A 19,851-nucleotide genomic window follows, 5' to 3' on the forward strand; every position below is an offset into this window, starting at 1 on the left:
AGGATTTAGAAATGGAATTTCAGTACTTGGAAAAGAAGGCACAGGGCGAGTTCATTACGCGCTACGACCTTCATTACAAAACTGTTGACAACAAAGATAAAACATACGAGATGATCAGCAGAAACCCCAATCTCAAAGGATATGACGATATTCACAACGGCAAGATCGACGCGGTTGTGCTTATCATGCACGATGAGACCGGTGAAAAGATACTTATAAACAAGGAGTTCAGACTTGCTGCGGGAGCATGGGTATACAATTTTCCGGCAGGTCTTATCGATCCCGGTGAAGTTCCGGAAGAGAGTGCAAGAAGAGAGCTCAAGGAAGAAACGGGACTTGATATAATCAGTATTGACGAGTGGATTGGCGAAAGTTACAGCGCAGTCGGTTTCTCAAATGAGAAGAACCTTTGCTGCGTAGGAAAGGCGACGGGAACTTTTCAGGAAAGCAGCTCCACACTGGAAGAGATAACTCCGGGATGGTACACCAAAAAGGAAGTAAGGGAACTGCTTAAGACTCAGCCTTTTGCTGCAAGGACGCAGGCGTATTGTTACTTATGGTCAAAAGAGTAATGAGAGTCGGTATTTGTTTATGAATGATAAAAAAGAAGTACAAAAAGGAATATATCAGGGCCAGAGTCAGGCTGAAGAGTTAAAAAAGGGAATCATTGGACTTAATATCTGTGAAGAATGCGGCGGATTATGTACAGCGAGCGTGCCGATCATCGAGGGACTTCCCGTAAATGCACAGGTAAGCCTTATGGAGCATTCTGTTCACGAGACTCTCAAGAAGAACAGTTATCTTTTCAGAGAAGGCGAACCCGTTGATTCTATATGCATTATAAGGAAAGGCAGAATTAAACTTTGTAGATATGATTCTCTGGGAAGAGAACAGATCATAACGATTCTTGCGGATCACGATATCATTTGGGAAGGTATGTTTTTGGATGGCAGTATTTATCCTTATTCTGCCGTATGCCTTACAAATGCTTCTATTTGCCAGATACACAGGGATGATTTCATTAAGGTTGTTGACGATCCTTCGGCAGCGATGAATATCATCATTCTTTTGAGCAAAAAACTCCACGACGCGAATGAGAGAAACATGCTTCTTTCCACAAAAGACCCGATGGCCAGGCTGGCGGGATTTTTGATGTACAGAGTTGACAGAAGCGTGGGCGATGACATAGTATTAAAGCTCGATGACATCGCTGCAAGCGTGAACCTTCGAACCGAGACTGTCAGCAGGAAACTCAGGGAGATGGAAAAGAGCGGGCTTATAGAGCGAGTCGGACATGCGAAGATAAGGGTGCTGGACAGAGATGCGCTCAGAGAAATATACATTTATCAGTAATGCTATCTTTTTAAGATATTTTATGAAACGGAGTAATAATGGTTAAAGGTGCAATTCATTCAATAGAAACATTCGGTTCCGTAGACGGACCGGGAATCAGATTTATCGTATTCCTCAAGGGGTGCAAATTAAGATGCAAATACTGTCATAATGCCGATACATGGGATCCCAATTCGGAAGATATGCGTACTCCCGATGAACTTCTTGATTTCGCTGAGAGATACAGAAGTTACTGGGGAGAGGAAGGCGGAATAACAGTCAGCGGAGGAGAGCCGCTTCTTCAGATAGACTTTTTGATCGAGCTGTTTAAGAAGGCCAAAGAGCGCGGAATAAACACGTGTATAGATACGGCGCTTCAGCCTTTTACGCGTGAGGAGCCTTTCTTTTTCAAATTTGAGGAACTGATGAAGTATACGGATCTTCTGCTTGTTGATATCAAGCACATCGACAGGGATGAGCATATAGAGCTCACGGGGCTTCCGAATGATAATATATTCGATGGATTTAGGTATCTGTCGGATATTTCCAAGCCCATATGGATCCGCCACGTACTCGTGCCCGGAATAACCGATGATGATGAATATCTCAAGAAGACAAGAGAGTTTATAGAGACACTTTCCAATGTGAAAAAAATCGAGGTTCTTCCCTATCATTCAATGGGACAGCATAAGTTTGAGACGCTTGGAATACCGTATAAGCTTGACGGTGTCAAATCTCCTTCAAAAGAGAGAGTTGATAACGCAATGAAAATTTTAAATGGGAAATAATTTCAGGAGAGCAGTTGCAGACAGCGACTGCTCTTTCGGCTTATTTTAATATTAATTTTAATAAAAATGTGAAAATTGATTACAATCAATGTTTGGTTGTGTAACAGGTGATATCATCAATCTCGAACAATACATATGATAATATTTTAACGAGGAGTACGTAAAATGAACGAAGCATGGCGCGGGTTTAAGGGAACCCACTGGTTGGATGACGTTAACGTAAGAGATTTCATCCAGAACAACTACACACCTTATGACGGAGATGAGAGCTTTTTGGCTGAGCCTACAGAAGCTACAGATAAGCTTTGGGGCAAGCTTCAGGAACTCCAGAAACAGGAACGTGAAAAGGGCGGCGTTCTTGAGTGTGAGACAGAAGTTGTTTCTAGTCTTACAGCATATGGCCCCGGATATATTGATGAGTCTATGAAGGATCTTGAGCAGGTCGTTGGTCTTCAGACTGATAAGCCTCTTAAGAGAGCATTCATGCCTTTCGGTGGAATCAAGATGGCTGAAGAAGCTGCTGAGACATACGGATACAAGGTAAATGAGAAGTTCCACAAGATCTTCACAGAGTACCACAAGACTCACAACCAGGCAGTATTTGATGCTTACACACCTGAGATGAGAGCAGCAAGACACAGCCACATCGTAACAGGTCTTCCTGATACATACGGCCGTGGACGTATCGTAGGCGACTACAGAAGAGTAGCTCTTTACGGTATCGACTACCTCATCAAGAAGAAGATGGATGACTACAACAACTGTGGTGACGGAACAATGCTCGACCACATCATCCGTCAGAGAGAAGAAATCTCTGAGCAGGTTAGAGCTCTTAAGGGAATGAAGGAAATGGCAGCCGTTTACGGATTTGATATTTCTGCTCCCGCTAAGAACGCTAAGGAAGCTGTTCAGTGGCTCTACTTCGGATACCTTGCAGCTATCAAGACTCAGAACGGTGCTGCTATGTCAGTTGGACGTGTTTCAACATTCCTTGATATTTATATTGAAAGAGATATTAAAGAGGGAACTCTTACAGAGAAAGAGGCACAGGAACTTATCGACCACATGACAATGAAGTTCAGAATGGTTAAGTTCGCTCGTATTCCTTCATACAACAACCTCTTCTCAGGTGACCCTGTATGGGCTACACTTGAAGTTGGTGGACTTGGAATGGATGGTCGTCACATGGTTACAAAGAACGACTTCCGTTTCCTTCATACTCTTGAGAACATGGGACCTTCACCTGAGCCTAACCTTACAGTGCTCTACACATCTAAGCTCCCTGAGACATTCAAGAAGTATGCTGCTAAGATTTCAGTTACAACATCTTCAATCCAGTACGAGAACGATGATGTTATGCGTCCTATCTGGGGCGATGACTACAGCATCTGCTGCTGCGTATCTGCTACACAGACAGGTAAAGAGATGCAGTTCTTCGGAGCAAGAGCTAACCTTGCTAAGTGTCTCCTTTACGCTATCAACGGCGGTAAGGATGAGAAGTTCCTTACAAAGGACGGCAAGCATATGCAGGTAGGTCCTGAGATGGCTCCTATCACAGCTGACGTACTTGATTACGATGAAGTTATGCATAAGTATGACATCATGATGGATTGGCTTGCAGGACTCTATGTAAACATCCTCAACCTTATCCAGTACATGCACGACAAGTACTACTACGAAGCAGCTGAGATGGCTCTTATCGATACAGATGTAAGACGTACATTCGCTACAGGTATCGCAGGATTCTCACACGTTGTAGATTCACTTTCAGCTATCAAGTATGCTAAGGTTACAACTGTTCGTGATGAGTCAGGCCTTGTTGTTGATTACAAGGTAGAGGGAGACTTCCCTAGATACGGTAACGATGATGAGAGAGCAGACGAAATCGCTGTATGGCTTCTTAAGACATTCATGAAGAAGATCGAGAAGCACCACACATATCGTGATTCTGAGCCTACAACATCTATCCTTACAATCACATCTAACGTTGTTTATGGTAAGGCTACAGGTGCTACACCTGACGGAAGACCTGCATTCGCTTCATTCGCACCCGGAGCATCACCTTCATACGGTGCTGAGAAGACAGGACTTCTTGCTTCACTTAACTCTGTTGCTAAGATTCCTTACGAGTATGCTCTCGACGGAATTTCTAACACACAGACAATGAACCCTAACGCTCTTGGTCACGACGATGAGGAGAGATCAAACAAGCTTGTTAGCGTTCTTGACGGATACTTTGACCAGGGTGCTCATCACCTTAACGTTAACGTATTTGGTAAGGAGAAGCTCATCGATGCTATGGAGCATCCTGAGAAGCCTGAGTATGCTAACTTCACTATCCGTGTATCAGGATATGCTGTTAAGTTCATCAACCTTACTAAGGAGCAGCAGCTCGACGTTATCGCACGTACATGCCACGAGGCACTTTGATCTAAGATCGTGTGAAATAAATAATATATTTATAGAACAGCTCCATGACGTCAGTCATGGAGCTGTTTAAGCAATATGATTTTGATAAGCTCATAAGAAAGATTTCTGAGCATTCTATTTAAAAAGACCTGAAAGCTGTTATTTAGCTTTCAGGTCTTTAAGCTTATCGGCATTTATCTTGCCTTCTGCAATGGTATTTTTAACCCATAATCGAAGGGCTTCGACGGTCATATCTATATTATCAAGCTGGTGCTGTATCTCGGCGAAATCTTGCAGCTCGTCGTCTGTGATCCGTCCGTCGGCTGTAATATCTATAAGACGTGCTTTCTGGTTGTCCAGAGAATTAAGCGCGGATAACATTCCGAGTACAATCTCGGATAATGAGGAAATCTTAACCTCCGGAACGTTCCCTTTTCCGATCCTGCATTCGTGAGTGCAGTAGTAGTTACAAAGTTCGGGCTTTTTGTAAGCTACGGCCATATCAGCTACATCTTCGGGCTGAACGGCTACTTTGTCGGTTTCTATTTTCTCAAGTTTACTGTCGCTTATCGTTCCTATAAGTTCGCTTGCCTGAGCTCTTGTAAGGCCGGCTTCTTCGCGTGATGTGAAATAGATGTTTTTATTCTCTTTTATGGATTTTTTCCCCATTGTTCCTCCGTACCTATGTTTACAAGTAAATTATCTGATTGTCAGCGAGACATCGCGCTAGGCCAATAATGCTGTTGCGATGTTCAAGAAAACAAGCAGCGACAATGCATCTACTATTGTGGTTATGAACGGGCTTGCCATAACTGCCGGGTCAAAACCGAAGCGTGATGCCAGCATAGGAAGAAAACAACCTACAAGTTTGGCAATAAGTACAACAACAAACAGTGTCAGGCAGACAACCAGTGAAGTGGTGATCGGAACGCCGTGTGCAAAAACAAGCAGTCTTATAAAGTTAGCAACTGCAAGTGTAAAACCGCAAAGAAACGCAACTCTTATTTCTTTCCATACAATCTTAAACAAGTCTTTGAACTCGATTTCTTTCAAAGATAATCCGCGGATGATCGATACGCTTGCCTGTGAGCCTGCATTTCCGCCTGTGTCCATCAGCATTGGAATGTACGCGGTAAGTGCAAATGCTGTCAGAGCAGCTTCGTAGTGCGCGATAATCCCGCCTGTGAATGTTGCGCTGACCATAAGGAACAGCAACCAGGGGATTCTGTTTCTGTAGGTTTCCAGGATGCCAACTTTCGGATAAGGCTTATCTGACGGCACGATAGCAGCCATCTTCTCGATATCCTCGGTAGCCTCTTCTTCCATGATGTCCACAACGTCATCGATTGTGATGATTCCGACCATTCTGGATTCGTTGTCTACAACGGGCATCGCTGTGAATCCGTATTTCTGGAAGATTCTTGCAGCTTCTTCCTGGTCGGTCATCGTGTTGATGCTGATGACATTGGTGTTCATTATATCTCCGATAATTTCATCGGGTTTTGTTATGAGAAGGTATCTTAGCGCAACCGTTCCGACAAGTATTTTCTGCCTTGATACAACGTAGCAGATGTTGATAGTTTCGGAATCTACGCCTTTTTTCCTGATTCTTTCTATAGCGTCATTGACCGTCATATCTTCACGGAGGTCTACATACTCCACGGTCATGATACTTCCGGCTGAGTCTTCGGGATATCTTAGCAGATGATTGATATCTGCTCTTGTCTCGGGGCTCGCATTGGCAAGAATGCGCTTTACTACACTGGCGGGCATCTCTTCCAAAAGGTCGGTAGCGTCATCCGCCATTAGGTTGTCAATAATATTGGAAGCTTCTCGATCTGACAGTGAACGGATGATATACTGCTGATCATCCAGTTCCAGGTCGGCAAATACATCCGCAGCCATATCCTTGGGGAGGATTCTGAACATCTTAAGTGAATCCTCATCTTCCATCTCACCCATTGCAGCAGCTATATCAACTGTGTTCATCTCTGAAATGGTCTGGCGGAGCATGGTGTATTGCCTTGCTTCAAGAAGCTCTTTTAGGATCTCAACGATTGTTTTCTCTTCTTGTAATTCCATGATAATCTCCTTTTGCGTATGTGGTTTTTATGGTACTTCGACCGGGAGCAGGATCACTGCCACATCGATGTGAATCTGACTTCATAAAAACCACCACCTTTCCTTCGGGGATTATCCACTTACGTGAATCGAAAAGCTCAAGATATTGAGCACAATTGTTAAAATTTGCAGTCTGAACGACTGTGAACTGTAACGCAAATTTACTTTAACACAAAATGGTTGACTTGTGTATAGAAAGATTTGGATGAATTTCACAGTTGTCAGGATACCAAGAATGGGTTATCTTAATAGTGACTAAAAATAAGTGAAAGAGTTACTGTTGTGGGGGCGTATATGTAGATTTTGTGAGGGTAAGATGAAAAAGAAATTAACAGTTATGAGGCGTGTGGTTGTTGCGGTTTTGCTCTTGGTCTTTTTGACGGAAATGACAGAGCAAGAGGTTTGTGCGGTAGAAAACAAGATCCGCGTGGAAGATGGAAATACTGCGGTAAACTTGGTGCTTCCCGAATACGGAACCTGTTTTATGGGAGGGAAGACCATTTATTCCGACGGTACAGGACGTCTTAGAAATGCTTCCGAAGTATCAAGGCTTATGAATGGAAGTGGATATGACCTTTGGATTTCTGCAAATGAAGGTGAAATGTCGGTGTCGGTTGAGAATTTTGATACCAAGGGAAAAGACCTTTATAACATGCCTGATGATGCAATCAAGAAATTCTTCGGAAATCTCGAAGACCAGATTCGTAACTCGATGAAGAATGAGGGTGTGAAGGTAAGCGAGATAACTACCGACATCGTTAAAAGCAATAAGAGCAAATATCTTCGTGTAAAAACAGTGGCTGAGCCGCCTTATTCCGAGGTTTATCAGTATTGCACTCTAAAACAGAACAAGATGATAACAATCAAACTTGTGTGCTACAACAAGATCAAAGACATCAATTCGTTCGCACTTAATCCCAATAGTATAGTACAGAATACGACAATTGAAAAAGTTGTAAAGTAAATATATCTTTTTGCCGATATACATTATATAATTAATGTACGAAGATCGGAGGTGGTCTTATGGGCAAAAAGTGTCTTATTGTAACTATTGTTATGGGCATGTTGCTTATTGTTTTCGGATATGGGAAAACAGAAGATGCCTGCCCCGGATCCGATGCGTCGGATGGAATTGGAATAGACCGAAAACCGGTGATTTATCTTTATCCGGAGGAGGACGGTACAGAGGTTTCTGTAACGCTGGATTATGACGGCAATCTCACCGAACTTGATCCTATCTTCAATGTAGATAACGGTTGGAAGGTAACAGCCGACAGAGACGGCACGATCACTTACGAAGGAGAGAAGTATGACTATCTGTATTGGGAAGGGGATCCCGAGCACAAGTATAACTTCTTTTCCGGCTTTTGCGTAAAAGGAGAAGATACGCAGGCTTTTCTTGAAGAGAAACTGACCGAGCTTGGACTTAACGAAGCTGAGAGAGCGGAATTTATCGAGTATTGGACTCCTCAGATGGTTGATAACAAATATAACGTTATAAGTTTCCAGGGCAGTTCCTATGAAAAGGGAGCAAGGCTTAATATTGATCCTGAACCCGATACTTTGATCCGTGTATTTATGGCTTGGTATCCTTCGGACAGATTCGTGGGCCTTAATCCCCAGTATTTGGACGGATACGACAGAGAAGGCTTTACGGTAGTTGAGTGGGGCGGAAACAGAGTAAAATGAGTATTCTCGTTTTTGCTTGCAACTATTACAATGTTGGTCTAAAATGTTGTGCGTGGTATTGGATAAAAATATCACGCACAATTTTTTGTTTGACGGAAAATTTCTGTCAGATTATGAATAAAAGAATGGAGTAACACTAATGATGCAATCACGTACACATAACTGCGGTGAACTTCGTATTGATAATGTCGGCGAGAGCGTAACTCTTGTCGGATGGCTTGAGAATATGAGAGAAGTCGGAAGCGGACTTGGATTCGTAGTTCTTCGCGACTTCTATGGCACAACACAGATTGTTCTTGAGACTGAGGAAATGGTTAAGACAGCCAAGGCAATCAACAAGGAATCAACAATTTCTGTAAAGGGAGTTGTAAGAGAGAGAAGTTCCAAAAACCCGAAGCAGGAAACCGGAGACATCGAGGTTGTTCCCGAATCAATCGAAATTCTGGGACGCTGCCGTTATAACGAGCTTCCTTTTGAAATCAATCATTCAAGAGAGGCTGACGAGACTGCACGTCTTAAATATCGTTATCTTGACCTTAGAAATCCTGAGGTTAAAAAGAATATTATCTTGAGATGCAACGTTGTTGCCGCTCTCAGAAGTGCAATGACAGAACATGGCTTCCTTGAGATCACAACACCTATACTTACGGCATCTTCACCTGAGGGTGCAAGAGACTACCTTGTTCCTGCAAGAAAGCATCCGGGCAAGTTCTATGCACTTCCCCAGGCTCCTCAGCAGTTCAAGCAGCTCCTTATGACAGCCGGATTTGACCGCTACTTCCAAATCGCACCGTGCTTTCGTGATGAGGATGCAAGAGGAGACAGAAGTCCCGGAGAATTCTATCAGCTCGATATGGAGATGGCATTTGCTTCACAGGAAGATGTATTTGCTGTTATCGAGGATGTACTTCCTCCTATATTTGCTAAATATGGTAACTATGACCGTGCTTCGGGAGCTCCTTTCATGAGGATTCCTTATCTTGAAGCAATGGAGAAATACGGAACAGATAAACCTGACCTTAGAATCGACCTTACTGTTCAGGATGCTACGGAAGTTCTTGCGGACTGCGGATTCGGACCTTTTGCAACAAAGGCTGAGGATGGTTCTGCTACCGATGTAAGAGTTAAAGCAGTAGTTATCTCTGATTTCAAAGAGAGCAGAAAGTTCATCGACAAGACTATCGGAGATGTAGAGGTTCAGTCAGGTAACAAGGCATATTGGTTCAGAATGGATGAGAACAGTGAGCTTGTAGGCGGAATCGCTAAGTTTGTTGCACCTATCAAGGACAGTGTTGTTTCCGCACTTGGAATTAAGCCCGGCGATCTTGTTGTTCTTTCAAGCGGCAAGCTTGGAGCTGCTCAGAAGACAGCAGGTGTTGTAGTTAAGACATTTGGTGCCGCTGTTCCCGGACACATGGATAAAGAGCAGTACACATTCTGCTGGATAGTAGATTTCCCTATGTACGAGATCGGTGAGGAGTCAGGCGAGCTTGAGTTCTGCCACAATCCTTTCTCTATGCCGAGCGGCGGCCTTGAGACACTTCTTAAGGCTGAGAGAGGCGAGATCGATCCTCTTTCTATAACAGCGGATCAGTACGACCTTGTATGTAACGGAGTGGAGCTTTCATCGGGAGCTGTTCGTAACCACGATCCCGAGATCATGATAAAGGCATTTGAGATGGTAAGACTTGGCGAGGAAGACGTTAAGGCTAAGTTCCCTGCCATGTACAATGCATTCTGCTACGGAGCACCTCCGCATGCAGGAATTGCGCCCGGTGTAGACCGTATGGTAATGCTTCTTGCAGGAGAGGATTCTATCAGAGAGATAATTCCTTTCCCTATGAACAAGAATGCACAGGATGTTATGATGGGAGCACCCGGATACGTAACAGACAAGCAGCTTGAGGAGCTTCACATCAAGACAACTGCCATCGAAGAGGAACAGTAAAGAATTTAATATTGAATACATTCTTGAACTTCATGTTCAAGAATACATGATTTATAAAAGCAATGTCGCTTAAAAACAGAAAATAATTTCTGTCATTTAAGCGACATTTTTTTAATAATGCGACACTTATGTGCGAAAAACCGCAAGTTTTCTAATTTTGGTATAAACCTTGCAAAAGTAGCTTATTGACAGGGATTGGTTGAGAAATGAACGTAAATAGAGTATCATATACATTAGGGTTGTTTCGACTTTTATATGAAAAGGAGCGTAGTCAGAATTCAGATGCAAATGAAGCGAATGTCTGAAATACTTGGTCAATTTGCAATGGTTGGTCAACTGGGGCTTTCTTTGTTAATGCCTCTTTTGATGTGTCTGGTAGGCTGCTATCTGTTATGCTCTAAGCTTTCGGTAGGAGCGTGGGTGTACATACCCGGGTTTGTTTTGGGGCTTGGAGGTTCTATTACAACTGCGTACAAGGTGTATCTGCAAGTAATCAACAAAGAAGAAAAAAAGAAGAAAAGCAACAAGGAAGTGTCTTTCAATAGGCATCATTGATCTTACGGATGGAAAGAGGACAGCACATGAAATTACAGAAGGCTGTAAAAAAAGAGACCGGAATATTGGCTGCATCAGTGGCGGTAGGTGTTCTTGTAATGTATCTGGTATTTTTTTGTTTGCATATGGTAGTTCCCGATTGGGCGCCATTTGACATAAAAGTTATCGCAGGCGGAATAGGCGGCTATTTGATTGCGGTAGGAAATTTCTTTTGGATGGCGATATCTGTGCAAAAGGTAGCATCTATTGAAGATGAAGACAGAGCTAGGAAGACGATGGGAGTGAGCTATAGGTATAGAACGCTGATTCAGTTTTTATGGATCATTCTTTCTATAGTATTGCCGTTCATCAATCCGGTGGCGGGTATAGCGCCCTTGTTCGTTCCAAGCATTGTGATTAAATTACGCGGTATTATATCTGCGGGGAAAGGAGGTTGAAGGCGAAGATATGAGTAAAGAATTCTCAGTCGTAGGACCCAAGATATACGCGACTATCAGGACGGGAATACCGATTCTGGGTGATATCAAGATTACTGAAACGATAATAGTTTCGTGGATAGTAATGCTGATAATTACCGCGTTATGTATATTCCTTACTTGGGATCTTAAGGTGGAGAACATTTCAAAGAGACAGGCTTTTGCTGAAATGCTCGTTGAGATGGGTAATAACTTTGTTCGTAATAACACCGGAAGCACTAAATTTGATAAGTTGATTCCTTTTGTTTCGGCTTTGTTTATCACAAGTGTGGTTTCAAATCTTATCAGCCTTATCGGGCTACGAAGCCCGACAGCAGACTTATCTACAGAAGCCGCCTGGGCAACGGTTGTATTTATAATGATTACTGCAACCAAGATAAAGACTAATGGATTAGGCGGATATTTAAAAGGATTTACGACACCTATTGCGGTTATGACCCCGTTCAATATTCTTTCAGAGCTTGCTACGCCGGTTAGTATGGCGTGTCGTCACTTTGGAAATATTCTCTCGGGTGTAGTTATCGATGGTCTTATTTACTGGGCACTGGGATTGGCATCATCCGCACTTCTCGGTCTTATTCCGGGAGCGGTCGGAGGTTTTCTCTCCAAGATACCTGTTCTGGGAGTCGGATTACCGGCCATCACGGGCGTATACTTTGACTGGTTCTCAGGATGTATGCAGGCATTTATTTTCTGCATGCTGACAATAATGTATATCGCCAATGCAGCAGAGGAAGGCTGACAAAAAGAAAATACTGTAAAAACAAAAAAACAATTAAATGCGTTTTTAGGAGGCAAAAAATTATGGGTGATTTTCAGGTATTAGCTAAAGGTATAGCACTTGCAGGTTGTGCAATCGGTGCAGGATGTGCACTTATCGCAGGTATCGGACCCGGTATCGGTGAAGGAACTGCAGTTTCAAAGGCTCTTGAAGCAATCGGACGCCAGCCCGAGTGCAAGAGTGATGTAACAAGTACAATGCTTCTTGGTTGTGCTGTTGCAGAGACAACAGGTATTTATGGTTTCGTTACAGGTCTTCTTCTTATTTTCGTAGCACCTGGAATGTTCATGAACTACCTTAATTGATGAAACGAGCTTTCGTAACGAAGGAGAAACAATATGGGAATACAGGCTCTTATGGCAGTGACTGCGGTAACTGAAACGCAGGATCTTGTTACATTAGTTCCCTGGACTTTCATTATTACGATCTGTAACCTCTTTATACAGGTATTTCTGATAAAGAAATTTCTTTTCAAGCCTATAAATAACATTCTTGAAAAGAGACAGAATCTTGCTGATAAGGTAATAAAGGAAGCCAGAGAAGCCAAGGAAGAAGCGGATTCTCTTAAGGATCAGTATGAAAGCAGCTTGACAAATGCTCATGCGGAAGCTGCGCAGATTGTACAGGATGCGCAGAAAGAAGCACAGACTAAGGCAGATGCGCTTGTACAGGATGCACAGAAACAAGCGACTGACATCAAAGCAAAAGCTGCTGCTGATATTGAGCAGGAGAAGAAGAAGGCTATCAACGAGGCTAAAGATGAAATCGGCGGACTTGCAATGGATATTGCAGGTAAGGTCGTTGAAAAAGAGATAAACGAAAATGATCACAAGAAGCTCATCGAAGACTTTATAAGCAAAGTCGGAGCTTGATCGCAGAAAAGAGGTAATCATGAGTAAAGCTGGAGATCTTTATGGGCAGAGCCTATATGATCTGGCAGCAGAAGTGAACCTTACGGATGAAATACTGGGACAGATGGAGGTAGTGGAAGGGCTCTTTAAAGAGAATCCCGACTATATCACACTCCTTTCGGAACCGTCGGTTCCCAAAAAAGAAAGACTGCAGCTGGTCGATGATGCATTCAAAGACGGCTGTCAGGAATATCTTCTGAATTTTATCAAGATTCTTATTGAAAAAGGCTTGCTTAGAGAATTTTCGGCATGTCGAAAGAGATTCAGAAAGTGCTACAACACAGACAACGGTATCGCAGATGCACTTGTCACAACGGCTGTTGCGCTTGATGATTCACAAGTAGCCAAACTCAAGGAGAAGCTTGAGGGAATAAGCGGCAAAAAAGTTTTGCTCAGACAGAAGGTAGATCCCGGAATCCTAGGTGGTGTCCGTGTTGATCTTGAGGGACAGCTTTTTGACGGAACGGTCAAAGGCAGGTTATCCGAACTTAAGAGACGAGTCGACGAGACAATTATATAAACCAAAATTACGTCGGAGGATAATATGGAACTAAAACCAGAAAAAATATCCGAGGTCATTCGAAGCCAGATAAAGAATTATCAGAATGCAATAATCCAAAACGAGACAGGTACAGTTCTTACCGTTGGTGACGGTATCGCCAGAGTTAGCGGACTTTTGAACTGTATGTCGGGAGAGCTTTTGGAATTTGAAAATGGTACATTCGGAATGGCTCAGAACCTCGAGGAAACAGTAGTATCAGCGGTTTTGTTCGGCGAGGATGTAGGAATCAGCGAAGGACAGACTGTTAAACGTACGGGAAGAGTCGTATCAGTTCCCGTAGGAGATAAAATGATCGGACGTGTTGTTAACGCCATCGGTCAGCCTATCGATGGACAGGGACCTATCGAGACAACAGAGTACAGACCTGTTGAATCACCGGCACCCGGAATCATTGATAGACAGCCGGTTAAGGAGCCTCTCCAGACCGGTATCAAAGCTATCGATTCAATGATCCCTATCGGTAGAGGTCAGCGTGAGCTTATCATTGGTGACAGACAGACAGGTAAGACAACAATCGCAATAGATACGATCCTTAACCAGAAGGGCAAGGACGTTATCTGTATTTACGTTGCTATCGGACAGAAGCGTTCTACGGTAACGGCACTTGTTGAGGACCTTAAGAGGGGCGGAGCTATGGACTACACTATCGTAGTTGCTGCTACAGCTTCTGAGCCCAGCCCTCTTCAGTACATTTCACCTTACACAGGTTGTGCAATGGGTGAGTATTTTATGAACAAGGGAAAGCACGTACTCTGCATCTATGACGATCTTTCAAAGCATGCGGTTGCATATCGTGCACTCTCACTTTTGATCAGAAGACCACCGGGACGTGAGGCTTATCCCGGAGACGTATTCTATCTTCACTCAAGACTTCTTGAGAGAGCGGCTAAACTTTCTGATGAGAACGGCGGCGGATCGCTTACAGCCCTTCCTATCATTGAGACACAGGCCGGAGACGTATCTGCTTACATTCCTACGAATGTTATTTCCATCACCGATGGACAGATATTCCTTGAGACAGAGCTTTTCCACTCAGGAATCATGCCGGCTGTTAACCCCGGTATCTCCGTATCGCGAGTAGGTGGTAACGCTCAGATCAAAGCTATGAAGAAAGTTGCCGGAACACTTAAGCTTGTATACTCACAGTATCGTGAACTTCAGAGTTTCGCTCAGTTCGGATCAGACCTTGATGAAGATACCAAGGCACGTCTTGCGCAGGGTGAACGTATCGTTGAAGTTCTTAAGCAGGACAAGAATCAGCCTGTTCCTGTAGAGAAGCAGGTAGCTATTCTTTATGCCGTAATAAATAACATTCTTATCAAGGTTGAAGCTTCTGATGTGGCAGAATATGAGGCAGGTCTTTACGACTTCCTTGACAGCGATCCTTCAGGTATTGCGGCAATGAAAGATATCCGCGAGACAGGTAAGCTTGAAGCTGAGACTGAGAATAAACTTAAAGAGTCATTGAACGCATATACAGATAAGTTTTTGCAGCAGAAGAATGCAAAATAATAGGAGGACTTAAAGATGGCTGGAAATATGAAAGCTGTTAAACTCCGAATTAAAAGCGTTCAGAGCACCATGCAGATCACGAAGGCAATGCAGCTTGTTGCAGCATCCAAACTTCGTAAGGCAAAAGAAAAGGCGGATCAGTCCAAGCCTTATCTCGAGACTACACTTGAGACGCTGACAGATATAGCAAACGGTAACACTGATTTCAGATCTCCTTTTACCCAGAGCGGTAAAAACGACAAATGGCTCTATGTGGTCATTGCGGGAGACAGAGGTCTTGCCGGAGGCTATAACTCCAATCTTTTCAAGTTTATGGAAGCGGAGACAAAAGGCCATGAGGATATAACCGTTCTTCCTATAGGAAAAAAATCTGTAGAGTACTTTAAACACAGAAATGTGCAGCTCTTTACAGAGGAATATTCTGAGGTTGCAAAGGTTACGATTTCGGACTGCTATCAGATTGCAAAATTGATCTGTGATGCATACAAAAACGGAGAGTACGGACATATTCATCTTTGCTATACGAATTTTGTATCCATGCTCTCTCAGGTGCCTACCGCTTCGTCGCTTCTTCCGCTCGAAGATCTCAGATCGGAGGAAAAGAAGTCTGACGGAAAGGCAAAAGACCTTATTTTGTATGAACCTGACAGTGAGACGGTGTTCAATGCCATCGTTCCGGAGTATCTGGCGGGCATTTTATACTCAAGTATCAATATATCCTATGCAAGTGAGCTTGCAGCCAGAAGAACAGCGATGGAGGCTGCAACCGATAACGCTGAAGAGATGATCGATACATTGAGCTTGTACTATAACAGAGCGCGTCAGGCAAGCATCACGCAGGAGATCACAGAGATCGTTGCAGGTGCTACATTATAAATAAAGGAGTTTAACAATGAGTGAAAATCATGTTGGAAAGGTAATACAGGTCACGGGACCTGTACTCGATATTCGCTTCAAAGAAGGCGAACTTCCTGATCTTCACAATGCTATAGAAATTATGATAGAGGACCGCAAGCTTATTGCTGAGGTTGCTCAGCAGGTCGGCGATGACGTTGTTCGTTGCGTTGCCATGAGCTCAACCGACGGTCTTGTAAGAGGCGTAGATGCCAAAGATACAGGCAGCCCTATCACAGTTCCTGTTGGTGAAGAATGTTTGGGAAGAATTTTCAACCTTTTGGGTGATCCTGTAGATAACGGTCCCAATCCGAATGCAAAAGAGAGATGGGCAATTCATCGTCCCGCTCCTGCATACGAAGAACAGGTATCGGCTACAGAGATCTTTGAGACGGGAATCAAGGTCGTTGACCTTATCTGCCCTTACGCAAAGGGTGGTAAGATCGGTCTTTTCGGTGGTGCCGGAGTAGGTAAGACCGTACTTATCATGGAGCTTATCAATAACGTTGCCAAGGCACACGGTGGTATATCCGTATTTACCGGAGTTGGTGAGCGTACCCGTGAAGGAAACGACCTTTACGGAGAAATGAAGGAAAGTGGAGTTCTTGATAAGACCGCACTTGTTTACGGTCAGATGAATGAGCCCCCCGGAGCAAGAATGAGAGTAGGCCTTTCGGGACTTACAATGGCGGAGTATTTCCGTGATGTTAAGAATCAGGACGTGCTTCTTTTCATCGATAATATCTTCCGTTTCACACAGGCAGGTTCAGAGGTTTCAGCTCTTCTTGGACGTATGCCTTCAGCCGTAGGTTACCAGCCTACACTGGCTACAGAAATGGGTGCTCTTCAGGAGCGTATCACATCAACAAAGAAGGGATCAATCACATCAGTTCAGGCTGTTTACGTGCCTGCCGATGACTTGACCGATCCTGCTCCTGCTACAACCTTCACACACCTTGATGCTACTACGGTTCTTTCAAGAGATATTGCTTCAAAGGGTATCTATCCTGCGGTTGATCCTCTTGATTCAACAAGCCGTATTCTTTCACCCGACATCGTCGGAAAAGAGCATTATGAAGTTGCAAAGGGCGTTCAGCAGGTTCTTCAGAGATATCGTGAACTTCAGGATATCATTGCTATCATGGGTATGGACGAACTTTCAGAGGAAGATAAGCTTACAGTTTACAGAGCACGTAAGGTTCAGAACTTCTTGTCACAGAGCTTCTCTGTTGCAGAGCAGTTCACAGGTCTTCCCGGTAAGTATGTTCCTCTTAAGGAGACAATCAGAGGCTTCAAGATGATCCTTGACGGTGAGTGCGATGATCTTCCTGAGAGTGCTTTCCTCCTTGTCGGAACTATCGACGAAGTGTTTGAGAAGGCTAAAAAGCAGTAAAGGAGCTGATTATGTCCACTTCATATCATTTACAGGTTGTATCCCTGGATGGTCTTGATTTCGAGGGTGAAGTTCAGAAGATAATGCTCCGTACAATAGATGGCGATGTCGAAATTTTGGCACGTCATACCAACTATTGTACTGCTATCGGAATGGGAACCGCAAAGGTGACCATGGCTGACGGAAGCGAGAGAAAAGCGGCCTGTATCGGTGGAATGATCTCGGTTATGAACGGAGAAGTTAGAGTCCTTCCCACAACTTGGGAGTGGAGCGAAGACATTGACGTTGAGCGTGCCAAGGCTGCAAAAGCTAAGGCAGAGGAACTTCTCAAGAACCAGGTGCTTGATAAGGAAGCAAGGGTTCGCGCCGAGGCAAAACTGTACAGAGCGCTTGTAAGAATCGGATCCTCGGGACAGGATATCTAAGGAAAAAAGCATAAGTGTGACATCTCATTTTATATGGGACGGCACACTAGCAAAAACTGGGAAAATATTAGCATTAAGTACGCGGTAAAATAGGTCTGCGATTAGTATAATCTATCTAGCATGAAAGGATGGGGTATACTATGGCTAGACTTATTTTACCGCGTTTGTTGTCTGACGGATGCGTGATTCAGAGGAGAAAAAGTATTCATATCTGGGGATGGGATGATGCAGGATCTGAGATCACTGTAAATCTCGCCGGTGAAACCGTTACAGGAAAGTGTAACGACAAAGGAAGGTTTGACGTATATCTTTCTGCGAAAGAGAGCGGAGGACCTTACGAACTTGTTGTTTCGGACGATAAGGGAGAGAGTATAACTGTCAAAGATGTAATGCTGGGAATTGTCTGGCTTTGCACAGGACAGTCCAATATGGAACTTCCCATAAACAGGGTAAAAGACAAATATCCTGAGCTTATAGATGTTGAAGAGAATAAGAGAATATCAACTTTTAAGATAGTTGAAGAGACCAGTTTTTCAGGGCCTTACGAGGAACATAATACAGGTAGCTGGAAGCATGTAAGCAAAGATACAATCTTGGATTTTTCCGCCACAGCATACTTTTTTGCAAATAAACTGCAGAATATGACGGGACAGCCTGTTGGTCTTATCAACGCAAGTCTTGGCGGTTCGAGAGCTTCATCATGGATGAGCAGAGAGATGCTTGAAGGATATGATGAACTTATCGCAGAGACTGATAAGTATAACGATGCAGCTTTCAGAAAAGAGCGCATGGAATATAATGTCGCAAAGGATGAGAAGTGGACAAGCGAACTTGCGGCAGCAGATGCGGGAATTGAGGGGCATTGGGACAAGGAAGATGTTTATGATTCCTACTGGGATACGATAAATCTCCCTACAATGTTTACGGGCACACCACTTGAAGGACATATAGGATCTGTCTGGTTTAGAAGAAAATTCGACCTTCCAAAAGAGCTTGCCGGTAAAAAAGCGAGATTCTTTTTCGGAACAATGGTTGATTCAGACAAGGTATACGTAAACGGACAGCTTATCGGCGAGACCGGTTATCAGTATCCGCCTCGTAAATATGACATTCCCGAAGGCCTTACCAGGGAAAAAGACAATGTTATATCAATAAGACTTACCATCGAACTTGGTCTTGGACGAGTTACTCCGGGCCCCGGCAAAGAATATAAGATATTTAATGAAGAGGCATCCGTTAATCTTGACGGTGAGTGGAAATACAGGATCGGTGCAAAGTGCGAACCCAAGCCTCCCACAGATTTTATTAACTGGAATTCATCGGGACTGTTTAATGGTATGACAGCACCTTGCCATAATTTCCCGATTGACGGTGTTATCTGGTATCAGGGCGAGAGTAATGTTCATGAGAAATGGGATTACGCAGACCTTACAGAGAGAATGGTAAAGGGTTACAGAGAATTGTGGAAAGAAGAGAATCTTCCTTTTATCGCTGTTCAGCTTCCCAATTTTGTGATCGATCTTGATGAAAAAGAGAATTGGGGAGAGTTCAGACTTATTCAGAACAAGATTCTTTCAATCCCTTCAACGGGACTTGCGGTAACGATGGGACTTGGTGAAGACAATGACCTTCATCCCGTTACGAAAAAGCCTGTAGGAGAGAGACTTGCACTTTGGGCGGCACACATAAAATATGGATATAACGGTGAGTACACAGGCCCAGTTGCACTTGCTGCGGCAACAAGCGGTGACAGTGTTAAAGTCGTTCTCGGACATACTGACGGCCTCTGCGTGGTTGACGCAGGCAAAGGCACGGAAATAGAAGATTTCTTCCTTGAAGACGAAGACGGCAAATTACATGAGACTGAAGCGGTTATCGAAGACAATGCAATAATCTGCAGCTGCAAGGATGAGCACAAGGCAAAATTCAGAAAAGTCTTGTGGTGCTGTGAAAATACATACAGAGGCGGACTTGTGTCAAATGTTTCGGGAATACCGATGAGTCCGTTTAAGCTTCTGATAAATTAAATATTTTGGAAAATAAAAAAGGAAACGC

General features: G+C 43.7%; 20 protein-coding genes. 18 read left to right on the forward strand and 2 right to left on the reverse strand.

All coding sequences use genetic code 11. From position 1 onward, the window contains the following. Positions 1-11: 11 nt before the first annotated feature. From BLP87_RS08825 to pflB, 4 genes are all read left to right on the forward strand, one after another. On the forward strand, positions 12-572 hold the full coding sequence (locus BLP87_RS08825) for an NUDIX hydrolase (RefSeq protein ID WP_074462372.1): 561 nt from the start codon (positions 12-14) through the stop codon (positions 570-572). A 19-nt stretch (positions 573-591) separates the two neighbouring features. Then, positions 592-1,353 carry a Crp/Fnr family transcriptional regulator gene (locus BLP87_RS08830; protein WP_074462373.1) on the forward strand — a complete coding sequence of 254 codons (762 nt, stop codon included), beginning with the start codon at positions 592-594 and terminating at the stop codon, positions 1,351-1,353. A gap of 38 nt (positions 1,354-1,391) precedes the next feature. After that, the gene (pflA, locus tag BLP87_RS08835) at positions 1,392-2,120 is read left to right on the forward strand and encodes a pyruvate formate-lyase-activating protein (RefSeq protein ID WP_074462374.1); all 729 of its coding nucleotides are present in this window, start codon (positions 1,392-1,394) and stop codon (positions 2,118-2,120) included. Positions 2,121-2,285: 165 nt separating this feature from the next. After that, positions 2,286-4,550 (forward strand): formate C-acetyltransferase, encoded by a 2,265-nt coding sequence (gene pflB / locus BLP87_RS08840; RefSeq protein WP_026668422.1) that lies wholly within the window; start codon positions 2,286-2,288, stop codon positions 4,548-4,550. 138 nt (positions 4,551-4,688) lie between these two features. Here the strand turns inward: pflB and BLP87_RS08845 are convergent, their stop codons facing one another. Further along, entirely contained in the window at positions 4,689-5,198 is a 510-nt protein-coding gene (locus tag BLP87_RS08845; protein WP_074462375.1) for a helix-turn-helix domain-containing protein, read from the reverse strand. A gap of 57 nt (positions 5,199-5,255) precedes the next feature. Continuing rightward, a complete protein-coding gene (gene mgtE / locus BLP87_RS08850) occupies positions 5,256-6,611 on the reverse strand; it encodes a magnesium transporter (RefSeq protein WP_074462376.1) in 1,356 nt (451 codons plus the stop codon). A gap of 355 nt (positions 6,612-6,966) precedes the next feature. Between mgtE and BLP87_RS08855 the strand changes: the two genes are divergently transcribed. The 14 genes from BLP87_RS08855 (at position 6,967) to BLP87_RS08920 (ending at position 19,823) form a co-directional block, all read left to right on the forward strand. Continuing rightward, positions 6,967-7,614 carry a hypothetical protein gene (locus BLP87_RS08855; RefSeq protein ID WP_074462377.1) on the forward strand — a complete coding sequence of 216 codons (648 nt, stop codon included), beginning with the start codon at positions 6,967-6,969 and terminating at the stop codon, positions 7,612-7,614. Positions 7,615-7,673: 59 nt separating this feature from the next. Beyond that, positions 7,674-8,339 carry a hypothetical protein gene (locus tag BLP87_RS16340; RefSeq protein WP_074462378.1) on the forward strand — a complete coding sequence of 222 codons (666 nt, stop codon included), beginning with the start codon at positions 7,674-7,676 and terminating at the stop codon, positions 8,337-8,339. A 139-nt stretch (positions 8,340-8,478) separates the two neighbouring features. Next, positions 8,479-10,287, forward strand: coding sequence for an aspartate--tRNA ligase (aspS, locus tag BLP87_RS08865; protein ID WP_074462379.1), 1,809 nt, complete (start codon positions 8,479-8,481; stop codon positions 10,285-10,287). A gap of 255 nt (positions 10,288-10,542) precedes the next feature. After that, a complete protein-coding gene (locus BLP87_RS08870; protein WP_242871839.1) occupies positions 10,543-10,842 on the forward strand; it encodes an AtpZ/AtpI family protein in 300 nt (99 codons plus the stop codon). Positions 10,843-10,868: 26 nt separating this feature from the next. Next, a complete protein-coding gene (locus BLP87_RS08875; RefSeq protein ID WP_074462380.1) occupies positions 10,869-11,279 on the forward strand; it encodes an ATP synthase subunit I in 411 nt (136 codons plus the stop codon). 10 nt (positions 11,280-11,289) lie between these two features. Then, the gene (locus BLP87_RS08880) at positions 11,290-12,060 is read left to right on the forward strand and encodes a F0F1 ATP synthase subunit A (protein ID WP_074462381.1); all 771 of its coding nucleotides are present in this window, start codon (positions 11,290-11,292) and stop codon (positions 12,058-12,060) included. 62 nt (positions 12,061-12,122) lie between these two features. Next, positions 12,123-12,404 carry an ATP synthase F0 subunit C gene (gene atpE, locus BLP87_RS08885; protein ID WP_074462382.1) on the forward strand — a complete coding sequence of 94 codons (282 nt, stop codon included), beginning with the start codon at positions 12,123-12,125 and terminating at the stop codon, positions 12,402-12,404. Between the two features lie 33 nt (positions 12,405-12,437). Next, on the forward strand, positions 12,438-12,971 hold the full coding sequence (atpF, locus tag BLP87_RS08890) for a F0F1 ATP synthase subunit B (RefSeq protein ID WP_242871840.1): 534 nt from the start codon (positions 12,438-12,440) through the stop codon (positions 12,969-12,971). A gap of 19 nt (positions 12,972-12,990) precedes the next feature. Beyond that, on the forward strand, positions 12,991-13,530 hold the full coding sequence (gene atpH / locus BLP87_RS08895) for an ATP synthase F1 subunit delta (protein WP_074462383.1): 540 nt from the start codon (positions 12,991-12,993) through the stop codon (positions 13,528-13,530). Positions 13,531-13,554: 24 nt separating this feature from the next. Then, entirely contained in the window at positions 13,555-15,084 is a 1,530-nt protein-coding gene (atpA, locus tag BLP87_RS08900; protein WP_074462384.1) for a F0F1 ATP synthase subunit alpha, read from the forward strand. A 15-nt stretch (positions 15,085-15,099) separates the two neighbouring features. After that, positions 15,100-15,960, forward strand: coding sequence for an ATP synthase F1 subunit gamma (gene atpG / locus BLP87_RS08905; RefSeq protein ID WP_074462385.1), 861 nt, complete (start codon positions 15,100-15,102; stop codon positions 15,958-15,960). Between the two features lie 16 nt (positions 15,961-15,976). Beyond that, positions 15,977-17,371, forward strand: coding sequence for a F0F1 ATP synthase subunit beta (gene atpD, locus BLP87_RS08910; protein WP_074462386.1), 1,395 nt, complete (start codon positions 15,977-15,979; stop codon positions 17,369-17,371). 11 nt (positions 17,372-17,382) lie between these two features. Further along, positions 17,383-17,796 carry an ATP synthase F1 subunit epsilon gene (atpC, locus tag BLP87_RS08915; protein WP_074462387.1) on the forward strand — a complete coding sequence of 138 codons (414 nt, stop codon included), beginning with the start codon at positions 17,383-17,385 and terminating at the stop codon, positions 17,794-17,796. 140 nt (positions 17,797-17,936) lie between these two features. Next, a complete protein-coding gene (locus BLP87_RS08920; protein WP_074462388.1) occupies positions 17,937-19,823 on the forward strand; it encodes a sialate O-acetylesterase in 1,887 nt (628 codons plus the stop codon). The last annotated feature ends 28 nt before the right edge of the window (positions 19,824-19,851 follow it).

The organism is Butyrivibrio hungatei (genome assembly GCF_900101605.1).
GTDB classification, from domain to species: Bacteria; Bacillota; Clostridia; order Lachnospirales; family Lachnospiraceae; genus Butyrivibrio; species Butyrivibrio hungatei_B.